We start from the raw sequence: 26,310 nt of genomic DNA on the forward strand, positions 1-26,310 counted from the left end.
GTATCCGGGCGGCTTCCGGACGGCCGTCCGGGCAGACGGGCGCACCTCCGGGCAGCTCCCGGCACACCCGGGCACCGGTGGCCGCGTCCCGCCGGAACGCTCGGTTCCGGACACCGACCGCGCCCGCCGGCGGCCCGGCGGCGACTGGCAGGATGGGGGAATGCAGCTCACCGGACTCCACGTCTACCCCGTCAAGTCCATGTACCGACTGAGCCCCGAGAGCGCCCGCGTCGAACCCTGGGGCCTGGCCGGCGACCGGCGCTGGATGCTGGCCGACGCCACCGGCCGGTTCGTCAGCCAGCGCGAGAACGCCGCCCTCGGCCAGGTCCGCGCCGAGCTCGCCCCCACCGGAGCGCTCGTGCTCACCGCCGCCGACGGCTCGCGTGCCGAGATCCCCGCCCCCGCCGCCGCGGTCGGCGACCCGCTCGCCGACGTCGAGGTCTGGGGCACCCGCTTCCGCGCCGCCGAGGCCGGCAAGGAGGCCCAGTCCTGGATCGCCGACCACATCGGCGACTACCGGCTGGTGCACCTGGACGACCCGCACGCCCGGCCGGTCGACCCCAAGTTCTCCTCCCCCGGCGACACCGTCTCGATGGCCGACGGCTTCCCGCTGCTGCTCACCACCACCGCCTCGCTCGCCGAGCTCAACGCGCTGATCGCCGCCGAGCACCCGGACGGCCACGAGGAACTGCCGATGGAGCGGTTCCGCCCCAACATCGTCGTCTCCGGCGGCGAGCCCTGGGCGGAGGACGGCTGGCGGCGGATCCGGATCGGCGAGCTGACCTTCCGCGTGGTCAAGCCGTGCGGGCGCTGCGTGGTCACCACCACCGACCAGGAGAGCGGCGAGCGGCGCGGCCCCGAGCCGCTGCGCGCCCTGGCCCGGCACCACCGGCTGCTGAAGAAGGCGGCGTTCGGACAGAACCTGATCCCCGAGCGCCCGGCCGGCGTCGAGGGCGACGTGCTCGGCACGCTGCGGCTGGGCGACCCGGTCGAGGTGCTGGAGGGCGGCGCGCACTGGCCGGCCGACGGCCTGCTCTGACGGCCTGGTCCGTCGGCCGGCGCCCGCCCTCGCGCGGCCGCATCCGCACCCGGTTCCGCCCGCTTCCGCACCGGCATCCGCACCCGCGTCCCGGAACCGGACGTGCGCACGCCCGTTGACGCAGGTGCCGACGGGTGCGGTGGACGGGCGGCGGCCCCGGCCCCGCCCGACCCGCCCGGCCCGCGCGGCCGGAGCACCCGCGCGGGCGCGCTACGGTGGGCGGACGACCCGCGCACCCCGGTGCGCCGCGTCCGGGCGCGCCGCAGCGTCCGCGTGCGTCCGGTCCGCAGATCGCCGGCTCGATGAAGGTGGGGACGACAGACCGTCATGGCTGAGCACAGGGTCCGGGTCACCCAGGACAGCGCATCCCGCTGGCGGCGCCGCGCCGGCGAGTACGACACGCTCGCGGAGGCCCTGGCGGCCGCGGAACCCGGCGACACGGTGACCGTTCGACCGGGCACCTTCCGGGAGAACGTGGTCGTCGACAAAGCGGTGACGGTCGTCGCCGCCCAGGGCCCCGGCAGCGTCCGGATCGACCCGCCGGGCGGGGTGCCGCTCACCGTCACCGCCGCGGCGACCGTGCGCGACCTGGTGATCGAGGGCACCGACCGGTCCGCGCCGGCCGTCCTGGTCACCGGGGAGGAGGCGACCCCCGCGTTCACCGGATGCCGGGTGGAGACCCACTCGGCCGCCGGGGTCGAGGTGACCGACCGCGCCCGGCCGACCTTCAAGGGCTGCGTGGTGTCCAACCCGGACGGCCTCGGCCTGCGGCTGCGCGGCGCGGGCACCGCCGCCGCCTTCGAGGACTGCGAGGTCGCCGCCGCCGGCCAGGCCGGACTGGCGGTGCTCGGCGGTGCGTCCGCCGCGCTGGAGCGCTGCCGGGTGCACCACGCCGCCGGCGCGGGCGTGCTGCTCTCCGACCCCGGCAGCGCGGCCGAACTGACCGGCTGCGAGATCTACGAGATCCGCGGCAGCGGGGTGCAGGCCGAGGCCCAGGCGGGCGGGCGGCTGGTCGACTGCGACATCCACCGGGTCACCGGCAACGGGCTCACCCTGGACGGCGAGGCCGAGCTCGTGCTCACCGGATGCCGGGTGCACGACGTACCGGAGAACGCCGCCGACCTGCGCGGCCGCTCCCGGCTCAGCCTCGCCCACTCCACCGTGCGGGACTTCGGGCGCGGGGCGCTCTCGGTCTGGGACCAGGGCACCGAGGCGAGCGCCGAGTCCTGCCAGATCCACAGTTCGAACGGCGAGTACCCGGCGCTGTGGGTCAGCGACGGCGCCCGGCTCACGCTCACCGACTGCGCGCTGCACGACCTGCCGGACGCGCTGTTCGTCCTGGACCGCGACTCGGCGGCCGTCGCCGAGGGCTGCTCGTTCAGCCGGATCCGAAGCTCGGCGGTGTCGGTCAGCGGCGGTGCGACGGTGACGCTCACCGGCTGCCGGGTCCAGGAAGCGGGCACCGGGCTGTGGTTCCGCGACCACGGCAGCGGGGGCGTGCTGACCGGCTGCGAGATCTCCGACGTGGCGACCGGTGTGATCGTCACCAAGGGCGCCGACCCGGTGCTGCGGGACTGCACCGTCCGGGCCGGTTCGGACGCCGGCGTCTACGTCTCGGCCCAGGGGCGCGGCACCTTCGAGGACTGCCGGGTCTCGCACGGCAAGGGCTTCGGCTTCCACATCATCGACGGCTGCCGCACGGTGCTCACCCGGTGCCGGGCCGAGCAGAACGAGCGGGCCGGCTTCGAATTCTCCGAGCCCGGACCGGTGGTCGAGGGGTGCACCTCGGACGACGTGCCGGCGGCGTCGGCCGCGGCCGCCGAGATCCCCACCCCGCGCACCCAGCTCGCCGCCGCCGCGGCACCCCTGGCTGCCGCTGCGCCCGCCCCGCCCGCCGCTTCGGCGATCGGGCCGATCCCGGACTGCCGGCCCGCCGACGAGGCACTGGCCGAACTCGACGGGCTGGTGGGCCTGGCCACCGTGAAGCAGGAGGTGCGGACGCTGATCGACCTCATCTCGGTCGGCCGCCGGCGCCGGCAGGCCGGGCTCAAGGCGCCCTCGCTCCGCCGCCACCTGGTCTTCACCGGCGCCCCCGGCACCGGCAAGACCACCGTGGCGCGGCTGTACGGGGAGATCCTGGCCTCGCTCGGGGTGCTGCAGCGCGGCCACCTGGTCGAGGTGGCCCGGGTGGACCTGGTCGGCGAGCACATCGGCTCCACCGCGATCCGCACCGCCGCCGCCTTCGACCGGGCGCGCGGCGGCGTCCTGTTCATCGACGAGGCGTACACGCTGGCGCCGGAGGACGGCGCCCGCGACTTCGGGCGGGAGGCGATCGACACGCTGGTGAAGCTGATGGAGGACCACCGGGACGAGGTGGTGGTCATCGTGGCCGGCTACACCGCCGAGATGGAGCGCTTCCTCTCCGCCAACCCCGGTGTCTCCTCACGGTTCTCGCGCACCATCACCTTCCCCGACTACTCGGCCGAGGAGTTGCTCGAGATCGCCCGCGCCCAGTGCGCCGAGCACGAGTACGCGCTCGCCGACGCCACCGAGCACGCCCTGCTCGACCACTTCGCCGGCATCGAGCGCGGCCCCAACTTCGGCAACGGCCGCACCGCCCGCCAGGTCTTCGAGACCATGGTCGAGCGGCACGCCATGCGGATCGCCCAGCTCCCCGACGCGTCCACCGAGGACCTCCAGCTCCTCGTCCCCGCCGACCTCCCGGCCCCCCGCCGGCCGTAGCCCCGGGAACTTCCGGGCGCCGCACGACCGTTGGGCCCGCCATGAGCACCCTCCTCACCGGCGCGGCCGGCGGCCTGCTGCTCCCGGCCTTCCTCGTCGCGCTCTTCTTCCTCGGCGCGGCCGGGCGGCTGCTGTTCACCCGAAGGGGCGAGCGCGGACCCGCAGACGGCGGGCGCGGCGTCGGCGTGGCCGCCACCGAGGAACTGCACGCGCTGCTCTACCCGGGCAAGCGGGCACAGCTGGAGCAGCGGCGGGTCGAGCTGGTGCTCCGCGATGACGAGCACGACGGGGCGCCGCGCCGGACCGGGATCGACCTGGCGGGTGGCCGGGCGGTGATCCGGCCCGACGCCCGCCGGTCGTAGCGGTGGCTCCCCGCGTGGCAGCGCGGCCAGGCGTAGCGGCGGGGCCGGTCAGACGTGTTCGCCGGCGAGCATCAGGGCGATCAAGAGGTCCAGGCGGTCCTCGGCGAGTTCGGGGCGCAGGCGGCCGCTGCGGGTGAGGGTGACCAGGCCGTGCAGGGCGGTCCAGACGACCTCGGTGAAGGTGTCCGGGTCGTGGGGGCCGGACACCTCGGCAACCGGGGCGGCCAGGGCGGCGAAGGCCTCCTTGAGCGGAGCGGGGGCCTCGGGCCGGCCGAACGGGAGGCCGGTGGCGAGGGTGAACATGGCGTCGTAGAGGGCGGGACAGGTCGCCGCGAACCTCGCGTAGGCGCCGACGACGGCGGTGAACGCCTCGACCGGTCCTTCGGCGTTGCGGGGCGCCTCCCGCAGTTCCCCGGCGAGTTCCTCGAAGCCCTCCACGGCGACGGCTGCGACGATGGCGTCCCGGTTGGCGAAGTGGCTGTAGAGGACGGGCTGGCTGTACTCGATCAGCGCGGCGAGCCGGCGGACCGTCACCGCCTCCCAGCCTTCGTCCTCGGCGAGGTCGCGGGCGGTCCTGATGATCAGTTGATGCCGTTCGGCGCGTTCGCGCTCGCGGCGGGCGTGGACTGTCACGCCAAATATCCTAGCAGTGCTAGACATTCGAGCGACGCTCGCACTAACGTTCCATCAGCCATCTAGCGCCGCTAGAACTTCTAGCGATAAATATGGAATTGAGGGGGACTCATCATGTCCGGCACCGGCACCGTCACCGCCACCCCGAACACCACCGCCATCACCTCCACCACCGTCCGCGGGCGCGTCGCCACCGTCCTCGCCGTGCTGCTCGCGCTCGGCATCGGATACGTCGGCGTCAACTACCTCCTCGCCCCCGAGAGCACCGCCTCCGGCTTCGGACTGCCCGAGTGGCCGCACGGCGGGGCCGCCGCCTTCCTCGACGCGAAGGGCATCCGGGACCTCGCCTCCGGCATCGCCGTGCTGGTCCTGCTCGGCACCGGTCACCGTCGGGCGCTCGGCCGGCTGCTGCTGGTCGACGCGCTCATCCCGCTGGGCGACGCGATCACCGTGCTCACCCACCACGGTTCGGCGGTCGCCGCGTTCGGCATCCACGGCGCCACGGCGGTGACGGTCGCGGCGACCGGCGCCCTGCTCCTCACCGAGCGCCGGTCCACCTCCTCCTGACCCCAGGACCGGACGGCCCGCCGGCCCGTCAGCCCACCCAGGCACCGTCAGCCCGCCCAGGCGCCGCCGGCCAGGAAGGACTGCAGGGCGGCCAGGTAGGGCGCGATGTCGATCCGCTCGCCCGCCAGCCACTCGTCCGAGTAGTACTTGTCGAGGTAGCGGTCACCCGGGTCGCAGATCAGGGTGACCACGCTGCCGCGCTCCCCCGCCGCCCGCATCTGCGCGACGATCCGCAGCGCGCTCCACAGCCCGGTCCCGGTGGACGCGCCCGCCTTCCGGCCGAGCACCCGGTCCAGCACCCGCACGGCGGCGACCGAGGCGGCGTCCGGAACCTTCATCATCCGGTCGATCGCCCCGGGCACGAAGCTCGGTTCCATCCGGGGCCGGCCGATCCCCTCGATCCGCGAACCGCGGTCGCACACCGCGTCCGGGTCGTCGTGCACCCAGCCGTCGAAGAAACAGGAGTTCTCCGGGTCCGCGACGCAGATCCGGGTGTCGTACTGCATGTAGTGGACGTACCGGGCGATGGTCGCCGAGGTGCCGCCGGTCCCGGCGGTGGCCACGATCCAGGCCGGCTCGGGGTGCGGTTCGAGGCGCAGCTGGGCGAAGACCGACTCGGCGATGTTGTTGTTGCCCCGCCAGTCGGTGGCCCGCTCGGCGTAGGTGAACTGGTCCATGTAGTGGCCGCCGGTCTCCTCGGCGAGCCGGGCCGAGGCCTCGTACACCTCGCCGGGCCGGTCCACCAGGTGGCACTCGCCGCCGTGGAACTCGATCAGGTCGATCTTGGCCTGGCTGGTGGACTTGGCCATCACGGCGATGAACGGCACCCCGATCAGCTGGGCGAAGTAGGCCTCGGAGACGGCCGTGGAGCCGCTGGACGCCTCGATGACCGGCTTGCCGGGGCGGATCCAGCCGTTGCAGAGCCCGTAGAGGAACAGTGAGCGGGCCAGCCGGTGCTTGAGCGAGCCGGTGGGGTGGGTGGACTCGTCCTTGAGGTAGAGGTCGATGCCCCATTCCGCCGGGAGCGGGAAGCGCAGCAGGTGGGTGTCGGCCGAGCGGTTGGCGTCCGCCTGGACCTTGCGGACCGCGTCCTTGAGCCAGCGCCGGTACTCCGGGTCGGAGCGGTCCGCGTCGACGGTCGGTTCCATGCCCCGCTCGGCGTCCCGTTCGATGCCCTGGTCCACGGTCGGTTCGGTCCCCATGCCACTCTCCTCGTGCGAGTCCCCTGGAAGCCCCCCTCCTATGCTCACTACGAGTGTACGGGTGTCACGATAAGTAACATTATCCGAACCTCTAGGCTCCGCTTATCGCCTCACTGCGCGCCCGCTACCGCCCCACCCACCCGGCGGCCACCGACTGCGGGTCCGCCAGGTACGGCAGCCAGCCCAGCTCGGCCGCCCCGGCGAGCGCGCTGTGCTCCAGCTCCGCGCCGACAATCGGCACCCGCCCGCTGCGCCCCCACAGGCTGCGCTCCGCGACGACCGCGCGCAGCCGGTCCGGCGCGGCCTCCAGCAGATCCAGGTGCAGCCCGCTGAGCACCACCCGGTCCGGATTGAGGATGTTGGCCACCCCGGCCAGGCCGAGGCCGAGCCGGTCGATGACGTGCTCGACGGCCGCCCGGGCCCGCTCGTCGGTGGCGGCGGCCCGGCAGAGTTCGCCGGCCTGGTCGAGCAGCGGCCGGTCCGGGTCCGGGGTCAGTCCGGCGGCGGCGAACAGCGCGTCCGGGTCGGTCTCCGAGTTGAGGCAGCCGCGGTTGCCGCAGCCGCAGGGCCGGCCCTGCGGGTCGACGGTCAGGTGGCCGACCTCCAGGGCGAGTCCGGCGCTGCCGGTGTGCAGTCGCCCGTCGATCACCAGCGCCCCGCCGACGCCGCGGTGGCCGGAGGTGACCAGCAGCAGGTGCCGCGCGCCGCGGCCGGCGCCGTGCCGGTACTCGGCGAGCGCCGCCAGGTTGGCGTCGTTGGCGATCGCGGTGGGCAGCGGGTCGAGCGCGTGCGGCCCGTGGTCGGCGCGGCCCACCTCCACGTCGTAGAGGTCGGCGACGGGCGTGCCGCTGGGCCAGGCGAAGTGCAGCGCGGCCAGCGCGGTGCCGTCCGGCTCGGTGACCGGGTTGGGCAGCGCGAGCGCCGCGCCGAGGCAGCGCCGCTCGGTGCCGCGGGCGAGTTCGGCGCCCGCCTGGGCGACGGCGCGCAGCATCCGCACCGGGTCGGTGGCGGCGGGCAGCGGCAGGTGGACCGGCGGGTCGAGCAGGCCGCCGAGGCCGGCCAGGGTGACGCTCAGGCCGTCGGCGTGGATCTGCCCGGCGACCACCACCGGGCCGGCGGGGTCGATGGCGAGCCGGTGCGAGGGGCGCCCGCGGCCGCCGCCGGCCGGGCGGGAGTCGACCGTGATCAGGCCGAGCGCCTCCAGTTCGGCGGTGACGGCGCCGGCGGTGGCCCGGGTGACGTCGAGCGCGCGGGTGAGCGCCGAGCGGGTCGGGGCCTGGCCGGTGTGGATCAGCTGCAGTGCGGGGCCGAGCAGCGTTCGCCCCCGGTCGGGGGCCGCGCGGCGGTGGGCGTCGCGCTGCGCGTCGTGGTCGGCCCCGGTCCCGGGCTTCGGGCTTGAAGGTGTGAGCTGCACGGACCTATTGTTACTTTGTGCCGCTCCGAAACAAAATCCGTCCCTCCGGCCCCACCGGCCGGGCATCCTCCCAGTCTCGCAGCATCTGCGCGAAATCCCCCAGCCCGTCCGCGCACCCCTTTGCCTCCTGGGGCACCGCCCGGCTCGCCCTCACCGCCTTCTTCGCCGTCGACGGCCTGCTCTTCGCCGCCTGGGTGGTGCGCATCCCGGACGTCCGCAGCCAGGTCGGCGCCTCGCACAGCGCCCTCGGACTCGCCCTGCTCTGCGTCTCGGCGGGCGCCGTCGCCACCATGCCGGTCGTCGGCCGGCTCTGCCTGCGCTACGGCTCCCGGCCGGTCACCGTCGCCTCGCTCGCCCTGCTCGCGCTCTCCGTCCCGCTGCCCGCGCACACCCACTCGGTGACCGCGCTCGGCGGCGTCCTGCTGCTCTTCGGCGCCGGCTACGGCGGGGCCAACGTGGCCATGAACAGCGCCGCCGTCGAGATCGTCGGCGAACTCGGCCGCCCGGTCATGCCCAGCTTCCACGCCGGGTACAGCCTCGGCGGCCTGCTCGGGGCGGGCGTCGGCGGCCTGCTCGCCGGCCCGCTCACGGCCGCGCAGTGGCTCGCGCTGGCCGGACTGGCCGGACTCCTGGTCACCGTGGCCGCGGGCGTCGCGCTGCTGCGCAGCCCGGCGCCGCGACCGTTCGCCACGACCCCTTCCTCCCCCTCCTCCCGCTCGTCCTCCGCGCCCGCCGCCGGCCGGATGCTGGTCCTCCTGCTCGGCCTCACCGCCCTGTGCACCGCGTACGGCGAGGGCGCCGTCGCCGACTGGACCACCCTGCACCTCACCGACGACGTCCACGCCGGCGCCCGGGTGGCCGCCGCCGGCTACGCGGCCTACGCGCTCGCCATGACCACCGGGCGGGTCGGCGGCACCTGGCTCTCGCTGCGTCTGGGCCAGCACCGGGTGATGGTCCTCGGCGGTCTCACCGCGGCGGCCGGGATGCTACTGGCGGCGCTCGCGCCGCTGGTGCCGCTGGCCGTGGCCGGGTTCGTGCTGGTCGGGCTCGGCCTGGCCAACATCTTCCCGCTCGCCATCGCCCAGGCCGGTGCCGCCGGCGGTCCGCAGGCCGTCGCCCTCGCCTCGACGCTCGGCTACGCCGGCATGCTGATCGGCCCACCGGTGATCGGCTTCCTCGCCGACGCGACCAGCCTGCCGCTCGCCCTGACCACGGTCGCCGCCACCGCGACCGTCGCCGCCGTCCTCCCCCTGACCGCCCGCCGCCGTCCCCGCTGAACCGTCACCCCGCCCCCCGGCCGTCGTGCGAGGATCACGCCATGACGAACACCACGGCTCCGGTCCGGTTCCTGCGCGCCGCCGAGCGGCCGGCCACGGCGTGGCGCAACGGGGGCGGGGTGACCAGGGAGGTCGCCGGGGAGCCCGCGGCCGGCGGGCCGGACGACTTCCGGTGGCGGGTCAGTCTCGCCGACGTCGCCACCGCCGGGCCGTTCTCCGCGTTCCCCGGCGTCGACCGGGTGATCACCGTGGTCGAGGGCCCGGGCATGGCGCTGACCGTCGACGGCACCGAGCACCTCGTCGACGTGCCGTTCCGCCCGTTCGCCTTCTCCGGCGACGCGGCCACCGACTGCCGGCTGCTCGGCGGCCCGCTCGTCGACTTCAACGTGATGACCCGTCGCGGCCACGCCACCGCCGACCTCGTCCTCACCGAGCGGCCCGGCCCGATCGTCGTCCCGGCCGACGCCACCGTGCTGCTGGTCTGCCTCTCCGGCACCGCGACCCTCGACGGCGCCGCCCTCGCCCGCTACGACGCCGCCCTCCTCACCACCCCGGCCACCCATACCCTGCACCCCGAGGGCACCACCGCCGCCCTCACCTTCCGCAGTCCGACGCGGGGCTGACGGCCGCGGACGCCGGGTCGCTTGAACAGCTGCTCGATCCGGTGACCAGCTGCTCGATCCCGGTGACCAGGTGCTCGATCCCGGGCGCCACGAGTTCCACCGGCGGCACCCGAGCCCCGGGCCCGGGTCAGGCCCCCGGCTCGTCCGGCAGCCGCAGGTCCCACCCGCCCAGCGCCCGCAGCTGCGCGGCCGTCACGTCGTCCGGCAGCGGCCGCGGCGGCTCGGTGCGGAACGGCGGCTGCCAGCCCTCCTCGGCCGTCCACCGGCGGACCGCCTTGGCCGGGGCGCCCGCGACCACCGTGTGGTCGGGCACCTCGCCGCGCACCACCGAGCCGGCCGCGACGACCACGTTGCGGCCCAGCCGGGCGCCGGGCAGGATCACCGCGCCGGTGCCGATCCAGCTGCCGGAGCCGATCTCCACCGGCTCGTTGCGCGGCCACTGCTTGCCGATCGGCAGGTCGGTGGCCCGGTACTCGTGCGCCTGGTCGGATATGTAGACGCCGGGGCCGGTCCACACGTCGTCGCCGAGCACGATCGACTGGTGGCCGACGATGTGGCTGTCCCGGCCGATCACGCAGCCGCCGCCGATCCGCACGATCGGATCGGGGCCGAGGTCCAGCCCGGGCAGGAAGCCCGCACTGATGGTCACCCGTTCGCCGATGATCGAGAACGGTCCGATGGTGATCCACTGCTCGTTGAAGACCGCGCCGAGCGGGAAGGTCAGCTTCGTCCCCGCGCCCAGCTCGCCGAACCGGTACGGCCCGGGGTTCTCGCTGGACACCGCGCCCGCCCGCTGCACCCACTGCCAGCCCCGGTGGACGAGCCGGCCCGTGGCGCGCCGGCCGCCGGCCCGGGCGGCGCTGAACAGGGAACGCGTGATCGACATGCGCTCACGTTACCGGCCCGTAGGGCCCGCCCGGCGACAGGGCGGCCAAGGTCACACACCCCCGCCGAGACCGCCCCGGAGAGCCGTCGACCAGCCGCGGCACTCTGCCCGGCACCTCGAAAACCTGTTCGGAAAACGGTGTCCGAAGACCGCCACTGCTGACAGACTCACAGCCATGGAGATCACCGCGCACCTCGACGCGCTTCGCCGCGAGGGCACCCTGCTCGCGGACGCCGCCGCCCGCACCGACCTCACCGCCCCCGTCCCGACCTGCCCGCGGTGGCAGCTGCGCGACCTCGTCCTGCACACCGGACAGGTCCACCGCTGGGCGACGACCACCGTCCGGGACCGGCTGCCCGCCCCGATGGACGCCGAGCGCCAGCGGGCCGTCTGGGGGCCGGAGCCGGACGACGCCGACCTGGTCGAGTGGTTCCGCACCGGCCACGCCGCACTGCTGGACGCGCTCACCGCCGCCCCGGCCGACCTGGACTGCTGGAGCTTCCTCCCGGAGTCCAGCCCGCTCGCGTTCTGGGCCCGCCGCCAGGCGCACGAGACGGCCGTGCACCGGATCGACGCCGACGCGGCAGCCGGAATCGAGGGCCCGCACACCGACCCCGAGTTCTCCCAGGACGGCATCGACGAGCTGCTGGTCGGCTTCCTCACCCTCGGCCGTTCCAAGGTCCGCAGCGAACGGCCGCGGACGCTGCAGGTCAGCGCGAGCGACGGCCCCGGCCGCTGGCTGCTGACCATCGGTCCGCAGCCGCTCGCCGTCGAGCGGACCGAGCAGGCCGAGCGCCCGGCCGACCTGACGCTCACCGGCCCGGCCCGCGACCTCTACCTGCTGCTCTGGAACCGTCTGCCGGCCGGCACCGGGCGGGTGGTCGGCGCCGGGGACGAGACACTGCTCGACCTGTGGCGCGAGACCGCCACCATCGGCTGACGCCCCCGGCGCCCGGCGGGCCTGCGGGGCGCGTCAGCGCACCCAGCGCGCCGGGCGCTTCTCCAGGAACGAGCGCATGCCCTCCTGCGCCTCCTCCGAGCCGAACAGCCGCGCCGACAGCTCCACCAGCTCGTCGGCGTCCCGCTCGAAGGAACGCACCACCTCGGCGTTGGCGAGCCGCTTGGACTGCGCGAGGCCCTGCGGCGAACCCAGCCGCAGGGCGTCCAGCAGGCCCTTGAGCGCGACCTCGGCCGCCTCCGGCGCGTCGACGGCCTGGGTGATCAGGCCGATCCGGGCGGCCTCGGCCGCGTCGAAGACCTCGCCGGTCAGGTAGTAGCGGGAGGCCGCGCGCGGGTCCAGCTTGGGGCGCAGCGGCAGCGAGATGACGGCCGGCGCGAGCCCGAGCCGGACCTCGGTGAACGCGAAGGTGGCGGCCGGTCCGGCGAGCGCGAGGTCGGCGGCGCCGAGCAGTCCGAGCCCGCCGGCCCGGGCGTGTCCATTGATCACGGCGATGACCGGCTTGGCGCAGTCGACGATGGCCCGCTGGAGGTCGACCAGCCCGCGCGGTCCGACCGTCGGGTCGGCGCCGGTCGCCTCCGAGAGGTCCGCCCCGGCGCAGAACACCTTGCCCGTGTGGGTCAGCACGACCGCGCGCACCTGCGGGTCGGCCGCCGCCGCGGCGAGGCCGGCGGTCAGCTCGGCCATCAGCCGGGTGGAGAGCGCGTTGCGGTTGTGCGGCGAGTCGAGCGTCAGGGTGGTGACGGCGTCCTCGGTGGTGACGCGGACGAGGGGCGCTTCGCTGGTCATCGGTGCGGTCCTGCTTTCCGGCTGAGGGTGGGTCGGAACGGACGGCCCGCCTCCGGTGAGCCACGGGCGCCCGGACGACTGTGACATGCCCGCCCTTCTCCGGACCAGCCCCTTCGGACGGCCGGGGCGGATCAGAGCCGCGAGGTGTCGAGGTCGAGGCCGAACGGCTCCGGCAGCCTGACCGGCGCCCCGAACGGGTGCGGCCCGTCCTCGACGGCGTAGCCGAGCCGACCGGGCCCGCTGAACAGCGTGCAGGCGCGGGCCTGGCGGTCGACCAGGAGGTAGAGCGGCGCCCCGTACTGGCCGTAGCGGCGGCGCTTGACGGTCCGGTCGGTCTCCCCGTTCGACGGCGAGCCGACCTCCATCACCAGCAACGTCTGGTCCGGGAGGAGCGCCCCCTCCGTCCTGGCGGCGAGGTCGGCCGGAACGACCGCGAGGTCGGGGACGTACCAGTTCTCCGATCCGGGCAGGTCGAGGTTGCCGGAGCCGGACATCAGCCCCAGCTCCTCCAGGCGGGGTGTCAGCTGTCGGCGGATGACCTCGGCGGCGCTCTCGTGCGCCCACGACGGCGGCGTCGGTGTGATGACTCCCTCGATGATCTCGGCGCGGTCGCCCGCGACGTGCTGGATCGCGTACTTCAGCGCCCGTTCGGGATCGCTCACCGTGCTGTAGTCGCCGGGAAGGTGGGGGGCCGTGCTCACGAGTTGCTCTCCTCCTGGCCGGACGGTCTCGTCACCGCAGGTGCGGGGCCGGCACACCGACAGTAAACGCCTGGTGCGGTGCGTGGGGCGTCGACCACGATGGTCGTATGACCATGGAATCGCAGCGGAACGCCGCTCCTCTCACCCACATCGCCGAGCCGCCCGGGGTCGCTCCGGGGACGGGGTACACGCAGGTCGTCAGCGGGAGCGGGCGGCTGGTGGCGGTGTCGGGGCAGGTCGCGTTCGACGAGGAGCGGCGGCTGGTCGGGGAGGGGGACCCGGGGGCGCAGGCGCGGCAGGTGTTCGAGAACCTGCGGCGGTGTCTGGCGGCGGCGGGGGCGGACTTCTCGCACGTCGTCAAGCTGACGTACTTCGTCACCGACATGGCGTACATGCCCGCCGTCCGGGAGGCGCGCAACGAGGCGCTGGGCGACCTGCCGCTGCCGGCCTCCTCCGCGGTGCAGGTCGCGGCGCTGTTCCTGCCGGAGGTGCTGATGGAGATCGAAGCCTTCGCGGTGGTCCCGGAGTAGCCTCCCGGGGTTCAGACCGTTGTGATCGCGCCCCGTCGTCCGGCCCACCGGACGGCGGGGCCCATCGCGAGGCCGGCGGTGGCGAGCAGGGCGCCGAGGGCGGCCCAGCCGGCCAGGCCGTGGCCGATGACGGCGGTCGAGACGACGGCCGGTCCGATCATCAGGGCAGCCGCGTTGCCCGCGTTGAAGACGCCCTGATAGGCGCCGTGGGCGCGCTCGCCGGCCAGGTCGTAGCTGAGCGCCCAGGTGCCGGCCTGGCCGAGGACCTCGCCGACCGCCTGGAGCGCGACGCCGGTGAGCACCACCACGGCGGCGAGCGCGGCGGGCGCTCCGTGGGCGAGGGCGATCACCAGGCAGGCGGCGGCCAGGATCAGTCCGGCCCGGCCGCAGGCGCGCGCGGCGGCGGCCGGGTGCTCGGTGCCGCGGGTGGCGCGGACCTGGAACGCGACGACCAGCACGGTGTTGACGGCCAGGGTGGCGGCCACGGTGATCCGGGGCGCGTCGGTCTGCTGGACGATCCACAGCGGCACGCCGACCTCCAGCATCGCGAACTGCAGGCCGAGCACCGCGCTGAGCGCGGTCACCAGCAGGAACGGCCCGTCCCGCAGCGCCGGGTTGGGCTCCCGGGCCGGCCGCCGCTCCGGATCCCGCTCCCTCCGCGTCCCCCGCGCACCGTCCGCCCCCGCCCTCGCCCCCGCCCGGGCTGCTGATCCCGCGCCCGCGCCCGGTGCCGGCGCCGGGAGCCGGTGGAACATCGCGGCGACCACCAGGTAGGAGGCCGCGTCGGCCAGGATCGCCGCCAGGTAGCCGGTGCGGGAGTCGATCTGGAGCGCGACGGCGCCGACGCCGGTGCCGAGTCCGAGCCCGACGTTGGTCACCACCCGCAGGTAGGCCCGGCCCGCGACCCGCTTGTCGGCGGGCAGCACCTCGGCGTAGAGCGCGTTGCGCACCGCGGCGGCGCCCCGGTCGGCGGCGGCGACCAGGCAGGCGATCGCCAGGAACGCCGGGTAGCCGCCGACCAGGGTGTAGCCGGCGGTGCCGAGACCGGTGAGCGCGACCAGCACCACCAGGATCGACCGGCTCCCCCAGTGGTCGGCGGCCCGCCCGGCGGGGACGCTCGCGACGACGCCGCAGAGCCCTGCTGCGGTGAGCGCGAGGCCGAGCTGCGCCGCGCTCAGGCCGAGGCAGCGGGTGAAGAAGAGCACCCCGACGGAGAGCGAGAGGCCGCTGCCGAGGGTGTTGAGCAGGGTGATCCGGGCGAGCCGGCGCACCGTCGGGTCGGGGTGCAGCAGTCGGGAGGTCCGGGTCGCGGGCGGCGCGGGGCTCGGTGCGGCGTTCGCCGCCGGTGGGGTGGTGGCCATGCCCACGATCCCACCCCGGAACCGCCGCCGGGGATACTGATTTAGGCTCTGCCTCACATATCCGGAGGGGGCGGTGGGGGCTGCGTGCACCGGTTCAAGCTCGGTCTGGCGGATCTCGCCACCACCTGGTTCGCCTGCTCGCCGATCCAGGAGGCCGCGCTCAGTCTGCGGATGTGGACCCATCCGGGCTGCTACCCGCTGCAGTCCGCGGCCTTCGAGCGGCTGCGGCCCGCCTTCGAGCGGCTGGACTCCTCGCTGCTGCTCTCGGTGGTCGCCGCCAACCGCTGGATCCCGGACTTCCTGACGCCCCGCCCGGCCGTCCCGTGGCCGGACTTCCGCCCGCTGGGCGACGAGCTGTCCGGCCCCGGCCGCCACAGCAGGTGAGCCTCCCGGCCGCCACAACGGGTGACGATCCCGGCCGCCGCCGGCTTCCCGCCAACTGACCAGTGGTACAGACCTGTTGACGCATTGGTCTGTACCTCCTACAGTGCCCATGCCCCCGTCTCCCCACGGCGCGGGCATCGAACGCTCCCCGCACCACGTACGGTTCTGCGCCACCCTGTCCAACCCCCACAGTCGCAGGGAGAACCATGTCCGTTCGAACCCGGGCGCGTCGAACGCGCCACCGAGTGCTCGCGCTGCTCTCCGTCCTGCTCCTCCCGCTGGCCGCGATCACCGCACTGGCCACCCCCGCCACCGCGGCCGGCAAGCTCACCGCCGCCTTCACCAGCGAGAACAACGGCTCCTGGTGGAAGGGCACCTACATCGTCAAGAACGACAACACCACCGCCGTCAACGGCTGGACCCTGGAGTTCGACCTCCCGGCCGGTGTGACCATCCAGAACAGCTACAACGGCACCGCGACGGTCAACGGCAGCCACGTCACCGCCGTCGCCGCGTTCTACAACGCCAACGTCCCCGCGGGGAAGACGACCGAGCCGTACAGCTTCTGGTTCGTCGCCAACGGCCCGGTCGGCCCCCCGACCGGCTGCCGGATCAACGGCGACAAGTGCGACGGCAGTTCGGACGTCCTGCCGTCCGCCCCGGGCACCCCGACGGTGACCGACTCGACGGCCCACACGCTCGCGCTGAAGTGGCCGGCCGCGACCGGCGGCGACTTCCCGGTCGCCTCCTACGACGTGCTGAACGGCAGCACCGTGGTCGGCAGCAGCACCACCACCGACACGGTGGTCACCGGGCTGACCCCGGCGACCAGCTACACCCTGACCGTCCGCGCCAAGGACACCCGCGGCAACCTCGGTCCGGCGAGCGCGTCGGTCACCGCCTCCACCTTCGACCCGTCCACCGACCAGGTGCCGCCCACCGCGCCCACCAACCTCCGCACCACCGCCGTGGGTTCGAGCGACGTCACGCTGGCCTGGAACGCCGCCACCGACAACCTGAAGGTCGCCGCGTACGACGTCTACCAGGACGGCACCCTGGTGCGCACGGTGACCGGCTCCACCCTGACCGCCACCGTGAGCGGCCTCTCCCCGTCCACCTCCTACACCTTCACCGTCAAGGCCCGGGACGGCGCCGACAACGCCTCCCCCGCCTCCACCCCGCTGAAGGTCACCACCTCCGACCTGGTCGGCGCCGGCAAGTACGCCCGGGTCGGCTACTTCACCCAGTGGGGCATCTACGGACGCCAGTACTTCGTGAAGAACCTCGACACCTCGGGCAGCGCCGCCAAGCTCGACGTCATCAACTACGCCTTCGAGAACATCGACCCGGTCAACCTCACCTGCCTGGCGGGCGTCACCAAGGGCACCACGTCCAACCCGCAGGACCCCGACCAGGGCACCGGCGCGGGTGACGCCGACGCCGACTACGCCCGCCCGATGAGCGCCGCCCAGTCGGTCGACGGCGTGGCCGACGACGGCTGGGGCAAGCTGCGCGGCAACTTCAACCAGCTGAAGAAGCTCAAGGCCAAGTACCCGAACCTGAAGGTCGTCGCCTCGCTCGGCGGCTGGACCTTCTCCAAGTACTTCTCCGACGTGGCGGCCACCGACGCGTCCCGGCAGAAGTTCGTCAAGTCCTGCCTCGACATCTGGATCAAGGGCAACCTGCCCGCCTACAACGGCGCGGGCGGCGACGGCGTCGCGGCCGGCATCTTCGACGGCATCGACATCGACTGGGAGTGGCCCGGCTCCCCCGACGGCCACGCCGGCAACCACTACAGCGCCAACGACAAGGACAACCTGACCGCGCTGCTCGCCGAGTTCCGCAAGCAGCTGGACGCGCTCGGCGGCTCGCACAAGCTGCTGACCGCCTTCACCCCGGCCGACCCGGTCAAGATCAACCAGGGCTGGGACCTCTCGAAGATCTTCAACTACCTGGACATCGCCAACATCCAGGGCTACGACTTCCACGGCGCCGGCAGCGACAACTCGTGGGAGCCCAACCGCACCGGCCACCAGGGCAACCTCTACGTGGACGCCCAGGACCCGTACACCACCCACTTCAGCGTCGAGGGGGCCGTCAAGCCCTACCTGGACGCCGGGGTCAACCCGCGCAAGCTCACCATCGGCCTGGCCTTCTACGGCCGCGGCTGGCAGGGCGTCGCGGACGGCGGCGTCAAGGGCGAGTGGCAGAGCGCGACCGGCGCGGCCCCCGGCCAGTTCGCCGAGGAGGCCGGCACCCGCGGGTACAACAACCTGATCACCACCTTCCCCAGCCTCTCCGTCTACCACGACGAACAGTCGGTGGCCACCTACGGCTACACCGGCGCGGGCGGACAGTGGTGGACCTTCGACGACGCCTGGTCGATCGGCAAGAAGACGGCCTGGCTGAAGTCCAAGGGCCTGCTCGGCGCGATGATCTGGGACATGACCGGTGACACCCCGGGCGGCACCCTGATCAACGCCGTCGACGGCGGCCTCAAGTAGCACCTGCGCCGCGCGCACGCCGGGTCCGGCGGGGTACCAGCCCCGCCGGACCCGGCGTCACGTCGTGCGCCGCCGCCGGTTCAGCGCGAGGCCAGGGCGGCCAGCCGGCGGGCCGAGCGGTACTGCCGCAGCACCTGGGCGAAGGTCAGGTGCCCCTGGGTGGTGCGGGCGAACGCCCGCCACGCCGGGTCGACCAGGCAGACCGCCGCGTGGAACAGGTACGGCCGGCGCTCGAACGCGTTCAGCATCTGCTTGCCGGCCCGCATCTCCACCCCCAGGCCCGCCTTGATCGCGAAGGCGTAGTTCAGCGCCTCGCGCCGGACCTGCGCCGCCGTGCCCGCCTCGGCCACCTTGACCGCCCATTCTCCGGCCAGCCGGCCCGAGCGCAGCGCGTAGGAGATGCCCTCGCGGGTCCACGGCTCCAGCAGCCCGGCCGCGTCGCCGGCCACCAGGACCCGGCCGCGCGACAGCGGCGAGTCCTCGGCCCGGCAGCGGGTCAGGTGCCCGGACTCCACGCTCGGCGGGAAGCCGGACAGGCCCAGCCGCCGGATGTAGTCGGCCAGGTACTGCTTGGTCCGCTCGCCGTCGCCGCGCGCCGAGATCACCCCGACGGTCAGGCTGCCGGACTCGGTCTTCGGGAACACCCAGCCGTAACTGCCGGGCAGCGGACCCCAGTCGAGGTGGATCCGGCCCGCCCAGTCGGCCGCGACGTCCGCCGGTACGGGGATCTCCGCTTCCAGACCGAGGTCGATCTGGTCGAAGGAGACGCCGACGTGCCGGCCGATCCGGCTCGCGCTGCCGTCCGCGCCGACCACCGCGCGCGCCTCGAAGGTGCGCCCGTCGGAGGCGGTGACCAGCGCCGTCCGGTGCTCGCCGCCGCGCTGCTCCACCCCGGTGACGGTCACTCCGGTGACCAGCACCGCCCCGGCCTGCTTGGCCGCCTGGACCAGGCGCAGGTCGAACTCGTCCCGGTTGACCAGGCCGAACAGCATCCGCCTGGAGCGCCTGGTCCGGGTGAACCGGCCGCTGTACGCGAAGGTGACGGCGTGCACCCGGTCCTGGAGCGGCAGCCTGAAGTCCGGCGGGAGGCTGTCCCTGGAGGGGCCGATGATGCCGCCGCCGCAGGTCTTGTACCGGGGGTGCTCGGCCTTGTCGAGCAACAGCACGCGCCGGCCCTGCACGGCCGCGGCGTGCGCGGCGGAGGAGCCGGCCGGCCCGGCGCCGACCACGACGACGTCCCAGACGCCGTCCAGCGGGCCCTGCCGGTCCGGCCCGCCGGCCTCGGCGTCGAGCGGGCTACGAGAATCGGGGCTTCCGGAGTCAGTCACGGGCAGCAATCCTATGCGGCCACCCCCGCCGCCGTCGGCCGCACCGCCCCGAACGGGCGACCGAATCGCCGGTCGGGCGCAGCCGGTCGGGCACGGTCGGCCGGCCGCACCCGACCGCACCCGGCGGCACCGGGCGGCACCGGGCGGCACTCCCCCGCGGGCCACCGCCGCGCGCCGCCTATGATCGGCATCACCCACCGTCAACGCCGTTCGCCCGCACCACCCCCTCGGACGGACCAGCCCTCCCCGGAGCACCCGATGCCGCAGCCGCAGCAGCCCCTGGCCGACGCCGTCCGGTCCCTCATGGACCGCGCCCGCGCCGACCTCGCCGACCTGGTCGCCTTCCCCTCGGTCGCCGACCCGCGCCAGTTCCCGGTCGAGGAGTGCGAGAAGGCCGCCCGCTGGGTCGCCGACGCCTTCGCCGCCGAGGGCCTGACGAACATCCGGCTGCTGGACACCCCCGACGGCACCCAGTCCGTCTACGGCGAGCTCCCCGGCCCGGCCGGAGCCCCGACCGTGCTGCTCTACTCGCACTACGACGTCCAGCCGCCGCTCGACGAGGACGCCTGGCTCAGCCCCGCCTTCGAGCTCACCGAGCGCGACGGCCGCTGGTACGGGCGCGGCGCCGCCGACTGCAAGGGCAACATCCTGATGCACCTGACGGCCCTTCGGGCGCTGCGCCAGGTGGACGGCGGCTACCCGGTCGGGCTGAAGGTCATCGTCGAGGGCTCGGAGGAGCAGGGCACCGGCGGTCTGGAGCGCTACGCCGAGGCCCACCCCGAGCTGCTCACCGCCGACGCCATCGTGATCGGCGACACCGGCAACTTCGCCCCCGGCCTGCCGACCGTCACCGCCTCGCTGCGCGGCATGACGGTGGTCGACGTCTCGGTCCGCACGCTGGCGGGCAACCTGCACTCCGGCGCCTTCGGCGGCGCCGCCCCGGACGCCCTGCAGGCGCTGGTCAAGGTGCTCGCCTCGCTGCACGACGAGAACGGCGACGTCGCGGTGGCCGGCCTGGCCGCCGACCAGTCCTGGAGCGGGGTGCAGTACCCCGACGAGCAGTTCCGCGCCGACGCCAAGGTGCTGGACGGCGTCGCGCTGACCGGTACCGGCACCGTCGCCGACCGGCTCTGGGCCCGCCCCTCGGTCACCGTGGTCGGCATCGACGCCCCGCCGGTGATCGGCGCGACCTCCTCCGTGCAGGCGTCCGCCAAGGCCTCGGTCAGCCTGCGGGTGCCGCCGGGCATGGACACCGCGGCCGCCCAGGAGGCGCTGGTCGCCCACCTGGAGAGCCGGGTGCCGTTCGGCGCGCAGATCACCGTGGAGCGGCAGGGCAACGGCGCGGCGTTCAGCGCCGACACCTCCGGACCGGCCTACGAGGCGATGGGCGAGGCGATGGCCGAGGCCTTCGGCACCCCGATGGTGGCCTCCGGCGAGGGCGGCTCGATCCCGCTCTGCAACACGCTGCGCACCCTCTACCCGCAGGCCGAGATCATCCTGATCGGCGTCGAGGAGCCGACCACCCAGATCCACGCGGTCAACGAGAGCGTCGACCCGCTGGAGCTGGAGCGGATGGCCCTCACCGAGGCGCTGTTCCTGCGCCGCTACGCCGAGCTGCGCTCCGTCTGACGCCCCGGCACCGGGCCGCGCCGTCCAGGACGGCGCGGCCCGCCCCGTAGCACCGCACGCCGGCACCACCGCACCACCGCACGCCGGCACCACCGCACGCCCGCGCGAACCGCTCCCCGCGCGCCCTACGGTCGCCCGCGCGCCGCCCGTGCACCCGCCGTGCCTCGGCGCGCCCCCGCGACGCCCGCCGCACCCGTCACCGCCGCCCGGGCCAGTGCCCAGCCGGCCGCGCCCACCGCCAGCCCGGCCCCCGCCCCGAAGCACAGCTCCGCGAGCGGCCCGCGGCGCAGCGGCAGCAGCCGGTGCGCCGCCCCCGCCGCGGTGGCCGCCCCCAGCACCACCGCACCGGCCCGCCGGGCCCGCCGCGACGGCCGGTCGGCCGGGCGGACCGGCTCCACCGCCCGGGCCGCCCGCACCGCGTACCCCGCCACCGCGGCCAGCGCGGGCACCGAGCTGCCGTACTGCAGCACCTGGTACAGCGGCGGGCCGCCCGCCACCGGCCGCTCCAGCGCCGGCACCAGCCGGGACCCGAAACGCCCCGCATGGGTGAAACCGTCCCAGCCGACGTGGCTCGCCGCGCCGACCGCCGCCGAGAGCGTGAACCATCCGAGGTCCGCGCCCGACGGCCGCCCCCGGCCGGCCCGGCGGGCCGTCAGCGCCTCGGCGGCGCCCGCCCACCGGTCCGGGAGCAGCGCGACCAGCGGTCCGCGCACCAGCCCGTGCCAGCCCGCCACCAGGGCGGCCGCGAGCGCCACGTCCAGTGTCGGCACCGCCCACCAGCGGTGGGTCGGCGCGCCGTGCCGGTACACCCCGGGCAGCAGCGACTCGGCGAAGAACGGCACGTCGGGCGCCAGCGAGCCGGCGACCAGCGCCGACGCGACCAGCGGCCCGCGCCGGCCCGCCGCGCGCAGCAGGGGCAGCACGGCGGCCGGGTGGCTCAGGGTGAACGGCATGTCCTCATCCTGCCGCCGCCCGGCCGGGCCCGTCTGCGGCGCCCGGCTCCGGCGCGCGGCGCGTTCGCGGGGCGCGCGCCGGAACGGGGCTCACCCCGGAGCCGGGCTCACGCCGCGTCGGCGGTGCGGGCCGACCCCAGGCCGGCCCGCTGTCCGGCCTCCAGGTAGCGCAGTTCCCCGCAGCGGCGGGCGTCCAGCGCCGCCGCCAGTCGCCGGTGGCGGCCCGGGGGCAGCAGCCCGGCGGCCTCCTCCAGGCTGACGAACCGCCAGCCCCGCAGTTCCTCCTGCTGGAGCCGCAGCCCCTGCCGGGCGGTGGCGTCGAGCAGCCCGCCGTCGTAGACCAGGCGCAGCCCGCCCCGGCGCGGGCCGGTGCGCGGTTCCCAGTCGACGGCGAGCAGGCGCAGCGCCGCCGGGTCGAGGCGCAGGCCGAGTTCCTCGGCGGTCTCCCTGAGGGCGGCGTCGGTGGGTGCCTCGCCGCGTTCGACGACGCCGCCGGGAAACTCCCAGTCGGGTTTGTAGACGGGGTCGACGAGCAGCACCCGGTCCTGCTCGTCGAAGAACAGGACGGCGGCGGCCACGGTGTCCCCGGTGGGGTCGGGGCTCTGCGCGATCGGGCAGCGGGCCGAGCCGTCGTCGACCAGCCGGGCGAGCCGGACGGCGGTCTCGCGCGGGGTGAGGCCGGAGGTGTCGACGAGCCGGGCGTCGCGGCGCAGCCAGCGGCGGGCGGCGCGGTAGCGCGGCAGGTGTTCCAGGCACCAGCGGCGGACCTGCTCGCTGCGCTGCGGGTCGTCCGGGAATTCGTCGCGCTGGGCGATGCGCTCGCGCAGGATCGTTTCTTCAGGGTCCAGGACGAGGTGGTGCACAACGATGCCGTGCGAGGCGAGCGACCCGAAGATCTCGTCCCGGTAGTCCTCCCGCAGCAGTGTCATCGGGACCACCAGCGGCCCGGGGACCTCACCGAGCAGTGCCGCCGCCGTCTCGGGGACGAGCCGGCGCCAGGCGGGCAGGTCCTGGAAGTCCGACACCGCCGCCATCCGGTCGGCGGGCAGCATCGCGCGCAGCCCGAAGCCCACCAGCTCGGGATCGAACATCATGCTGCCCGGCAGCAGCTCCACCAGTTCGCGGCAGGAGCTGGTCTTGCCCGCCCCGAATGTGCCATTGACCCAGACAATCACGCACGCCCCCATGTTCTCGCCCTCCCCGGCGCCGTTCGCCCCGGGCGGCGCCCCCGTCGGTCGAGCCGGCGCCACCGGAGGTGGTACCCCCGCCACGCCGGTCCCCATACCTCCACGTCCGCCCCGCTCATGACGGTTTCCCGTTCCGCTTGACAGGGGCATGTGCCCAGGTCAGGGGTCTGCGACGATTCCCGTACGACCCCCGGCGCGCCGGCGTCCATCCCTCCGGGCACCGGGGTCCTGTCCCTTGGCGCGCGCCCCCGCCGCACCACGCGCGCCCCGTTGCGTGTGGGGTTCCCCCGTCCCACCGGTGTGCGGGCCTCGGCGGCCCGGGGCACCGGCGGGACGGCGCGGACCCGTCAGGGGCGGCCCATGTGGGTCGGGTAGTAGCCGCTGCTGATCCGCGAGACCCGGATCGAGGTGCCGGGCCGGGCGGCCTCCACGTACTGGTTGTCGCCCAGGTAGATCGCCACGTGGTGGATGCCCCGCGCGGTGCGGTCGTCCGACCAGAACAGCAGGTCGCCGCGGCGCAGCTGCCCGGCCGTCACCGGCGTGGTGGCCGCGTACTGGTCGTTGGCGATCCGCGGCAGGGAGATGCCGCCGCGCCGGAAGGACTGCTGGACCAGGCCCGAGCAGTCGTAGCCGTCCGGTCCGTTGCCGGCCGTCCGGAACGGCTTGCCCAGCTGCGCGAGCGCGAACTGCACAGCCGTCTCGACGTCACCGTCCGCCGCCGGGGCCGCGGCCGGGGGCGGGGACGCCGAGTCCTCCGAGGAGGAGGAGGCGGCGGCGGACCCGCCGGTGCGTTCCAGGTAGACGTCGTAGTGCGAGGTCCAGCGCCACTGGCCCTGGCTGTTGCGGAACCAGTAGCGCGAGCCGTCCCACCCCTGGGTGATCCCTCCGGCGGAGCCGGCCGTCTTCGCCGTGGACGCCGCCGGCGCCGGGGCGGACCCGCCGGTGCGCGCCAGGTAGACGTCGTAGTGCGAGGTCCAGCGCCAGTGGCCCTGGCCGTCCTTGAACCAGTACCGCGAGCCGTCCCAGCCGGCGTGAGCGGGCGCCCGCTCGGCCGCCGCGATTCCCGCGCCCGTGCCCAGGCCGATCACGCAGGTCCCGGCCGCGATCACGGCCACCGTGCCTATCCCCCGCCGGATCCGCGCCGCACGGGAAGGCCGGGCAGCCGCCGCCGGCCGGGGGGAGGAGGCGGTGTGCTGCCCGGTCGCGTCGTCGGCGGCACCCGGTGCGCCGGTGTTGACGGTCGTCATGCTGCTGTCTTCCTTCGCTGATCGCGCCGGGCGCCTCGATCGCGCCGAACGCTGGGAGCTGAACGCTGGACGCGGTGCGCGGGGCCTGGTCGGTCCCGGCCGCGCCGCTTGTCACGTTAGGCACGCGTCCGCTCACGGCGCGCAGTGGAGTGCGCCAAAGGAAGGCTCACGCAAGGTGAGCGACCGTCACCCGACCCGGCGCCGGGTGACCGCCCGTCACCCGTGTGCCGAGTCCGCCGTCAGCTGCTTCTTCAGCACCTTTCCCAGGGCGTTCCTGGGCAGTTCCGCCACCAGCACCACCCGGCGGGGCCGCTTGTGCACCGAGAGCCGTTCCGCCACGAAGGCCGTCAGCTGCTCACCCGTCACGGGGCCGTCCGCCACCACGTACGCGACGATCGCCTGGCCGAGGTCCTCGTCCGGCGCACCGACGACGGCGGCGTCGGCCACCGCCGGGTGGTCGCGCAGCGCCGCCTCGACCTCGCCGGCGCCGATCCGGTACCCGCCGCTCTTGATCAGGTCGACCGAGGCGCGCCCGACGATCCGGTGGAAGCCGTCCGGGCCGATCACCGCGACGTCCCCGGTGCGGAACCAGCCGTCGGCGGTCCAGGCCTCGGCATCGGCGTCCGGCCGGTTGAGGTAGCCGCGGAACAGGGTGGGCCCGGCCACCTGGAGCTCGCCGACGCTCTCGCCGTCGTACGGGACGGGCGAGCCGTCCTCGCCGACCAGCCGGGTGCGCACCCCGGCCAGCGGCAGGCCGACGCTGCCGGGGCGGCGCTCGCCGTCGGCCCGGGTGGAGACGGTGATCAGCGACTCCGTCATGCCGTAGCGCTCGATCGGGGCGTGGCCGGTCAGCGCGGCGAGCCGCTCGAACACCGGGACGGGCAGCGGGGCGCTGCCGGAGACCAGCAGCCGGGCGGAGGCGAGCCGGGCGGCCGCCTGCGGGTCCCCCGCCACCCGGGACCAGACGGTCGGCACGCCGAAGTAGAGGCTGCCGCCCGCCGCCGCGTACCCGGCGGGGGTGGGCCGTCCGGTGTGCACCAGCCGGCTGCCGGTGCGCAGCGCGCCGAGCACGCCGAGCACCAGTCCGTGCACGTGGAACAGCGGCAGGCCGTGCACCAGGGTGTCCTCGGCGGTCCACTGCCAGGCGTCGGCGAGCGCGTCGAGGTCGGCGGCGACGGCGGCGCGGCCGATCATCGCCCCCTTGGGCGCGCCGGTGGTACCGGAGGTGTAGAGCACGAAGGCGGTCGCCGACGGGTCCGGCTCGGGGTGCGTGGTGGCGGAGCGCTCGCTCAGGTCGACCGGGAGGCCGGGGATCCCGGCGTCCTGCGGCGGGCCGTCGGCGGCGGCGTGGGCGAGCAGGGCGGCGCCGGAGTCGCGCAGGATGTGCGCGCGTTCCTTGGGCCCGGAGTCGGGCGGCAGCGGCACCACCGGCACCCCGGCGACCAGCCCGCCGACGACGGCGGCGACGGTCTCGGCGGTGGGGCGGGCGAGCACCGCCAGGGCGGGGGCGCCGGCCACCCGGTCGGCGACGGCGGTGGCCGCGCCGAGCAGCCGCTCGCGGGAGAGCCCGGGGCCGTCGGAGATCCGCAGGGCGTCGGCCGAGTCGCCGGATCCGCCCTGAAGCGCCGTCAAGAGTGTCATGCGTCTGCCCTCGCCCCTGTCCAGGATGTCCACGGTGGTCCGCGGCGCGCCGCGGGGTCGCCGCGCGCCGCCGACCGACTCTACGGGCCCACGGCGGCCGGCCCGGCGTCCGGGGGAAGGACGGCGGGGGCGCGCCCGGGGAACTCCCGGGCGCGCCCCCGCTCCGACTTCTCGCCGTATCAGGCCTTGCGGGCCTTCACCTCGGCGGTGAGCTGCGGCAGGACCGCGAACAGGTCGCCGACCACGCCGTAGTCGACCAGCTCGAAGATCGGGGCCTCGGGGTCCTTGTTGACGGCCACGATGGTCTTCGAGGTCTGCATGCCGGCCCGGTGCTGGATGGCGCCGGAGATGCC

General features: G+C 75.1%; 23 protein-coding genes and 1 pseudogene. 11 read left to right on the top strand and 13 right to left on the bottom strand.

Annotation, left to right across the window (positions count from 1 at the left end; translation table 11 throughout):
* Positions 1-160 precede the first annotated feature (160 nt).
* From ABZW10_RS25555 to ABZW10_RS25565, 3 genes are all read left to right on the top strand, one after another.
* Positions 161-1,039, top strand: a complete 879-nt coding sequence (locus ABZW10_RS25555) for an MOSC N-terminal beta barrel domain-containing protein (RefSeq protein ID WP_355369834.1) — start codon at positions 161-163, stop codon at positions 1,037-1,039.
* A 327-nt stretch (positions 1,040-1,366) separates the two neighbouring features.
* Positions 1,367-3,781, top strand: coding sequence for a right-handed parallel beta-helix repeat-containing protein (locus ABZW10_RS25560; RefSeq protein ID WP_355369836.1), 2,415 nt, complete (start codon positions 1,367-1,369; stop codon positions 3,779-3,781).
* Positions 3,782-3,822: 41 nt separating this feature from the next.
* Positions 3,823-4,143 (top strand): DUF6191 domain-containing protein, encoded by a 321-nt coding sequence (locus tag ABZW10_RS25565; protein ID WP_355369838.1) that lies wholly within the window; start codon positions 3,823-3,825, stop codon positions 4,141-4,143.
* 48 nt (positions 4,144-4,191) lie between these two features.
* On the opposite strand, the gene ABZW10_RS25570 is transcribed toward ABZW10_RS25565, so the two are convergent.
* Positions 4,192-4,776, bottom strand: coding sequence for a TetR/AcrR family transcriptional regulator (locus tag ABZW10_RS25570; protein WP_355369840.1), 585 nt, complete (start codon positions 4,774-4,776; stop codon positions 4,192-4,194).
* 114 nt (positions 4,777-4,890) lie between these two features.
* Here ABZW10_RS25570 and ABZW10_RS25575 point away from each other — a divergent pair, with 114 nt between their 5' ends.
* Entirely contained in the window at positions 4,891-5,343 is a 453-nt protein-coding gene (locus ABZW10_RS25575) for a DUF4267 domain-containing protein (protein WP_355369842.1), read from the top strand.
* Positions 5,344-5,390: 47 nt separating this feature from the next.
* On the opposite strand, the gene ABZW10_RS25580 is transcribed toward ABZW10_RS25575, so the two are convergent.
* Both ABZW10_RS25580 and ABZW10_RS25585 read right to left on the bottom strand, forming a co-directional pair.
* Entirely contained in the window at positions 5,391-6,491 is a 1,101-nt protein-coding gene (locus tag ABZW10_RS25580) for a PLP-dependent cysteine synthase family protein (protein ID WP_355369880.1), read from the bottom strand.
* Between the two features lie 178 nt (positions 6,492-6,669).
* Positions 6,670-7,860, bottom strand: a complete 1,191-nt coding sequence (locus tag ABZW10_RS25585) for an ROK family protein (RefSeq protein WP_355369881.1) — start codon at positions 7,858-7,860, stop codon at positions 6,670-6,672.
* Between the two features lie 182 nt (positions 7,861-8,042).
* Here ABZW10_RS25585 and ABZW10_RS25590 point away from each other — a divergent pair, with 182 nt between their 5' ends.
* Positions 8,043-9,236, top strand: coding sequence for an MFS transporter (locus tag ABZW10_RS25590; protein WP_355369882.1), 1,194 nt, complete (start codon positions 8,043-8,045; stop codon positions 9,234-9,236).
* Positions 9,237-9,277: 41 nt separating this feature from the next.
* Positions 9,278-9,859: a HutD family protein gene (locus ABZW10_RS25595; protein ID WP_355369844.1), complete on the top strand. Its 582-nt coding sequence runs from the start codon at positions 9,278-9,280 to the stop codon at positions 9,857-9,859.
* Between the two features lie 127 nt (positions 9,860-9,986).
* On the opposite strand, the gene ABZW10_RS25600 is transcribed toward ABZW10_RS25595, so the two are convergent.
* Entirely contained in the window at positions 9,987-10,745 is a 759-nt protein-coding gene (locus tag ABZW10_RS25600) for a DapH/DapD/GlmU-related protein (protein WP_355369846.1), read from the bottom strand.
* Between the two features lie 175 nt (positions 10,746-10,920).
* On the opposite strand from ABZW10_RS25600, the gene ABZW10_RS25605 reads away from it, so the two are divergent.
* Positions 10,921-11,685, top strand: coding sequence for a maleylpyruvate isomerase family mycothiol-dependent enzyme (locus ABZW10_RS25605; protein WP_355369848.1), 765 nt, complete (start codon positions 10,921-10,923; stop codon positions 11,683-11,685).
* Between the two features lie 33 nt (positions 11,686-11,718).
* Here the strand turns inward: ABZW10_RS25605 and ABZW10_RS25610 are convergent, their stop codons facing one another.
* Both ABZW10_RS25610 and ABZW10_RS25615 read right to left on the bottom strand, forming a co-directional pair.
* Entirely contained in the window at positions 11,719-12,492 is a 774-nt protein-coding gene (locus tag ABZW10_RS25610; protein WP_355369850.1) for an enoyl-CoA hydratase family protein, read from the bottom strand.
* Positions 12,493-12,623: 131 nt separating this feature from the next.
* Positions 12,624-13,193 carry a Uma2 family endonuclease gene (locus ABZW10_RS25615; protein ID WP_355369852.1) on the bottom strand — a complete coding sequence of 190 codons (570 nt, stop codon included), beginning with the start codon at positions 13,191-13,193 and terminating at the stop codon, positions 12,624-12,626.
* A gap of 107 nt (positions 13,194-13,300) precedes the next feature.
* Here ABZW10_RS25615 and ABZW10_RS25620 point away from each other — a divergent pair, with 107 nt between their 5' ends.
* Positions 13,301-13,723: a RidA family protein gene (locus tag ABZW10_RS25620; protein WP_355369854.1), complete on the top strand. Its 423-nt coding sequence runs from the start codon at positions 13,301-13,303 to the stop codon at positions 13,721-13,723.
* 11 nt (positions 13,724-13,734) lie between these two features.
* On the opposite strand, the gene ABZW10_RS25625 is transcribed toward ABZW10_RS25620, so the two are convergent.
* Complete coding sequence (locus tag ABZW10_RS25625; protein ID WP_355369856.1) at positions 13,735-15,084, bottom strand: MFS transporter; 1,350 nt, start codon at positions 15,082-15,084, stop codon at positions 13,735-13,737.
* A gap of 84 nt (positions 15,085-15,168) precedes the next feature.
* Between ABZW10_RS25625 and ABZW10_RS25630 the strand changes: the two genes are divergently transcribed.
* Positions 15,169-15,468, top strand: coding sequence for a hypothetical protein (locus tag ABZW10_RS25630; RefSeq protein ID WP_355369858.1), 300 nt, complete (start codon positions 15,169-15,171; stop codon positions 15,466-15,468).
* Between the two features lie 206 nt (positions 15,469-15,674).
* Positions 15,675-17,972: a glycosyl hydrolase family 18 protein gene (locus tag ABZW10_RS25635; RefSeq protein WP_355369860.1), complete on the top strand. Its 2,298-nt coding sequence runs from the start codon at positions 15,675-15,677 to the stop codon at positions 17,970-17,972.
* An 80-nt stretch (positions 17,973-18,052) separates the two neighbouring features.
* On the opposite strand, the gene ABZW10_RS25640 is transcribed toward ABZW10_RS25635, so the two are convergent.
* Positions 18,053-19,225: a geranylgeranyl reductase family protein gene (locus tag ABZW10_RS25640; protein WP_355369883.1), complete on the bottom strand. Its 1,173-nt coding sequence runs from the start codon at positions 19,223-19,225 to the stop codon at positions 18,053-18,055.
* Between the two features lie 333 nt (positions 19,226-19,558).
* Here ABZW10_RS25640 and ABZW10_RS25645 point away from each other — a divergent pair, with 333 nt between their 5' ends.
* Entirely contained in the window at positions 19,559-20,929 is a 1,371-nt protein-coding gene (locus tag ABZW10_RS25645; RefSeq protein ID WP_355369862.1) for a dipeptidase, read from the top strand.
* 125 nt (positions 20,930-21,054) lie between these two features.
* On the opposite strand, the gene ABZW10_RS25650 is transcribed toward ABZW10_RS25645, so the two are convergent.
* The 5 genes and pseudogenes from ABZW10_RS25650 to ABZW10_RS25670 form a co-directional block, all read right to left on the bottom strand.
* Positions 21,055-21,882, bottom strand: a complete 828-nt coding sequence (locus ABZW10_RS25650) for a DUF4184 family protein (protein ID WP_355369864.1) — start codon at positions 21,880-21,882, stop codon at positions 21,055-21,057.
* 107 nt (positions 21,883-21,989) lie between these two features.
* Positions 21,990-23,057, bottom strand: a complete 1,068-nt coding sequence (locus tag ABZW10_RS25655) for an NUDIX domain-containing protein (RefSeq protein WP_355369866.1) — start codon at positions 23,055-23,057, stop codon at positions 21,990-21,992.
* 359 nt (positions 23,058-23,416) lie between these two features.
* Complete coding sequence (locus tag ABZW10_RS25660) at positions 23,417-24,316, bottom strand: C40 family peptidase (RefSeq protein ID WP_355369868.1); 900 nt, start codon at positions 24,314-24,316, stop codon at positions 23,417-23,419.
* 216 nt (positions 24,317-24,532) lie between these two features.
* Positions 24,533-25,957, bottom strand: coding sequence for an acyl-CoA synthetase (locus ABZW10_RS25665; protein WP_355369870.1), 1,425 nt, complete (start codon positions 25,955-25,957; stop codon positions 24,533-24,535).
* Between the two features lie 179 nt (positions 25,958-26,136).
* Positions 26,137-26,310, bottom strand: a pseudogene (locus ABZW10_RS25670) (electron transfer flavoprotein subunit alpha/FixB family protein); the annotation flags it as partial.

Origin of the sequence: Kitasatospora sp. NPDC004723 (assembly GCF_040609255.1) — a bacterium.
Classification (GTDB): Bacteria; Actinomycetota; Actinomycetes; order Streptomycetales; family Streptomycetaceae; genus Kitasatospora.

Coding starts and splice junctions, on each gene's coding strand:
- ABZW10_RS25555 (WP_355369834.1), top strand. CDS start 161: ATGCAGCTCACCGGACTCCACGTCTACCCCGTCAAGTCCATGTACCGA.
- ABZW10_RS25560 (WP_355369836.1), top strand. CDS start 1,367: ATGGCTGAGCACAGGGTCCGGGTCACCCAGGACAGCGCATCCCGCTGG.
- ABZW10_RS25660 (WP_355369868.1), bottom strand. CDS start 24,316: ATGACGACCGTCAACACCGGCGCACCGGGTGCCGCCGACGACGCGACC.
- ABZW10_RS25600 (WP_355369846.1), bottom strand. CDS start 10,745: ATGTCGATCACGCGTTCCCTGTTCAGCGCCGCCCGGGCCGGCGGCCGG.
- ABZW10_RS25665 (WP_355369870.1), bottom strand. CDS start 25,957: ATGACACTCTTGACGGCGCTTCAGGGCGGATCCGGCGACTCGGCCGAC.
- ABZW10_RS25620 (WP_355369854.1), top strand. CDS start 13,301: ATGACCATGGAATCGCAGCGGAACGCCGCTCCTCTCACCCACATCGCC.
- ABZW10_RS25645 (WP_355369862.1), top strand. CDS start 19,559: ATGCCGCAGCCGCAGCAGCCCCTGGCCGACGCCGTCCGGTCCCTCATG.
- ABZW10_RS25650 (WP_355369864.1), bottom strand. CDS start 21,882: ATGCCGTTCACCCTGAGCCACCCGGCCGCCGTGCTGCCCCTGCTGCGC.
- ABZW10_RS25595 (WP_355369844.1), top strand. CDS start 9,278: ATGACGAACACCACGGCTCCGGTCCGGTTCCTGCGCGCCGCCGAGCGG.
- ABZW10_RS25610 (WP_355369850.1), bottom strand. CDS start 12,492: ATGACCAGCGAAGCGCCCCTCGTCCGCGTCACCACCGAGGACGCCGTC.
- ABZW10_RS25625 (WP_355369856.1), bottom strand. CDS start 15,084: ATGGCCACCACCCCACCGGCGGCGAACGCCGCACCGAGCCCCGCGCCG.
- ABZW10_RS25580 (WP_355369880.1), bottom strand. CDS start 6,491: ATGGAACCGACCGTCGACGCGGACCGCTCCGACCCGGAGTACCGGCGC.
- ABZW10_RS25605 (WP_355369848.1), top strand. CDS start 10,921: ATGGAGATCACCGCGCACCTCGACGCGCTTCGCCGCGAGGGCACCCTG.
- ABZW10_RS25575 (WP_355369842.1), top strand. CDS start 4,891: ATGTCCGGCACCGGCACCGTCACCGCCACCCCGAACACCACCGCCATC.
- ABZW10_RS25635 (WP_355369860.1), top strand. CDS start 15,675: ATGTCCGTTCGAACCCGGGCGCGTCGAACGCGCCACCGAGTGCTCGCG.
- ABZW10_RS25565 (WP_355369838.1), top strand. CDS start 3,823: ATGAGCACCCTCCTCACCGGCGCGGCCGGCGGCCTGCTGCTCCCGGCC.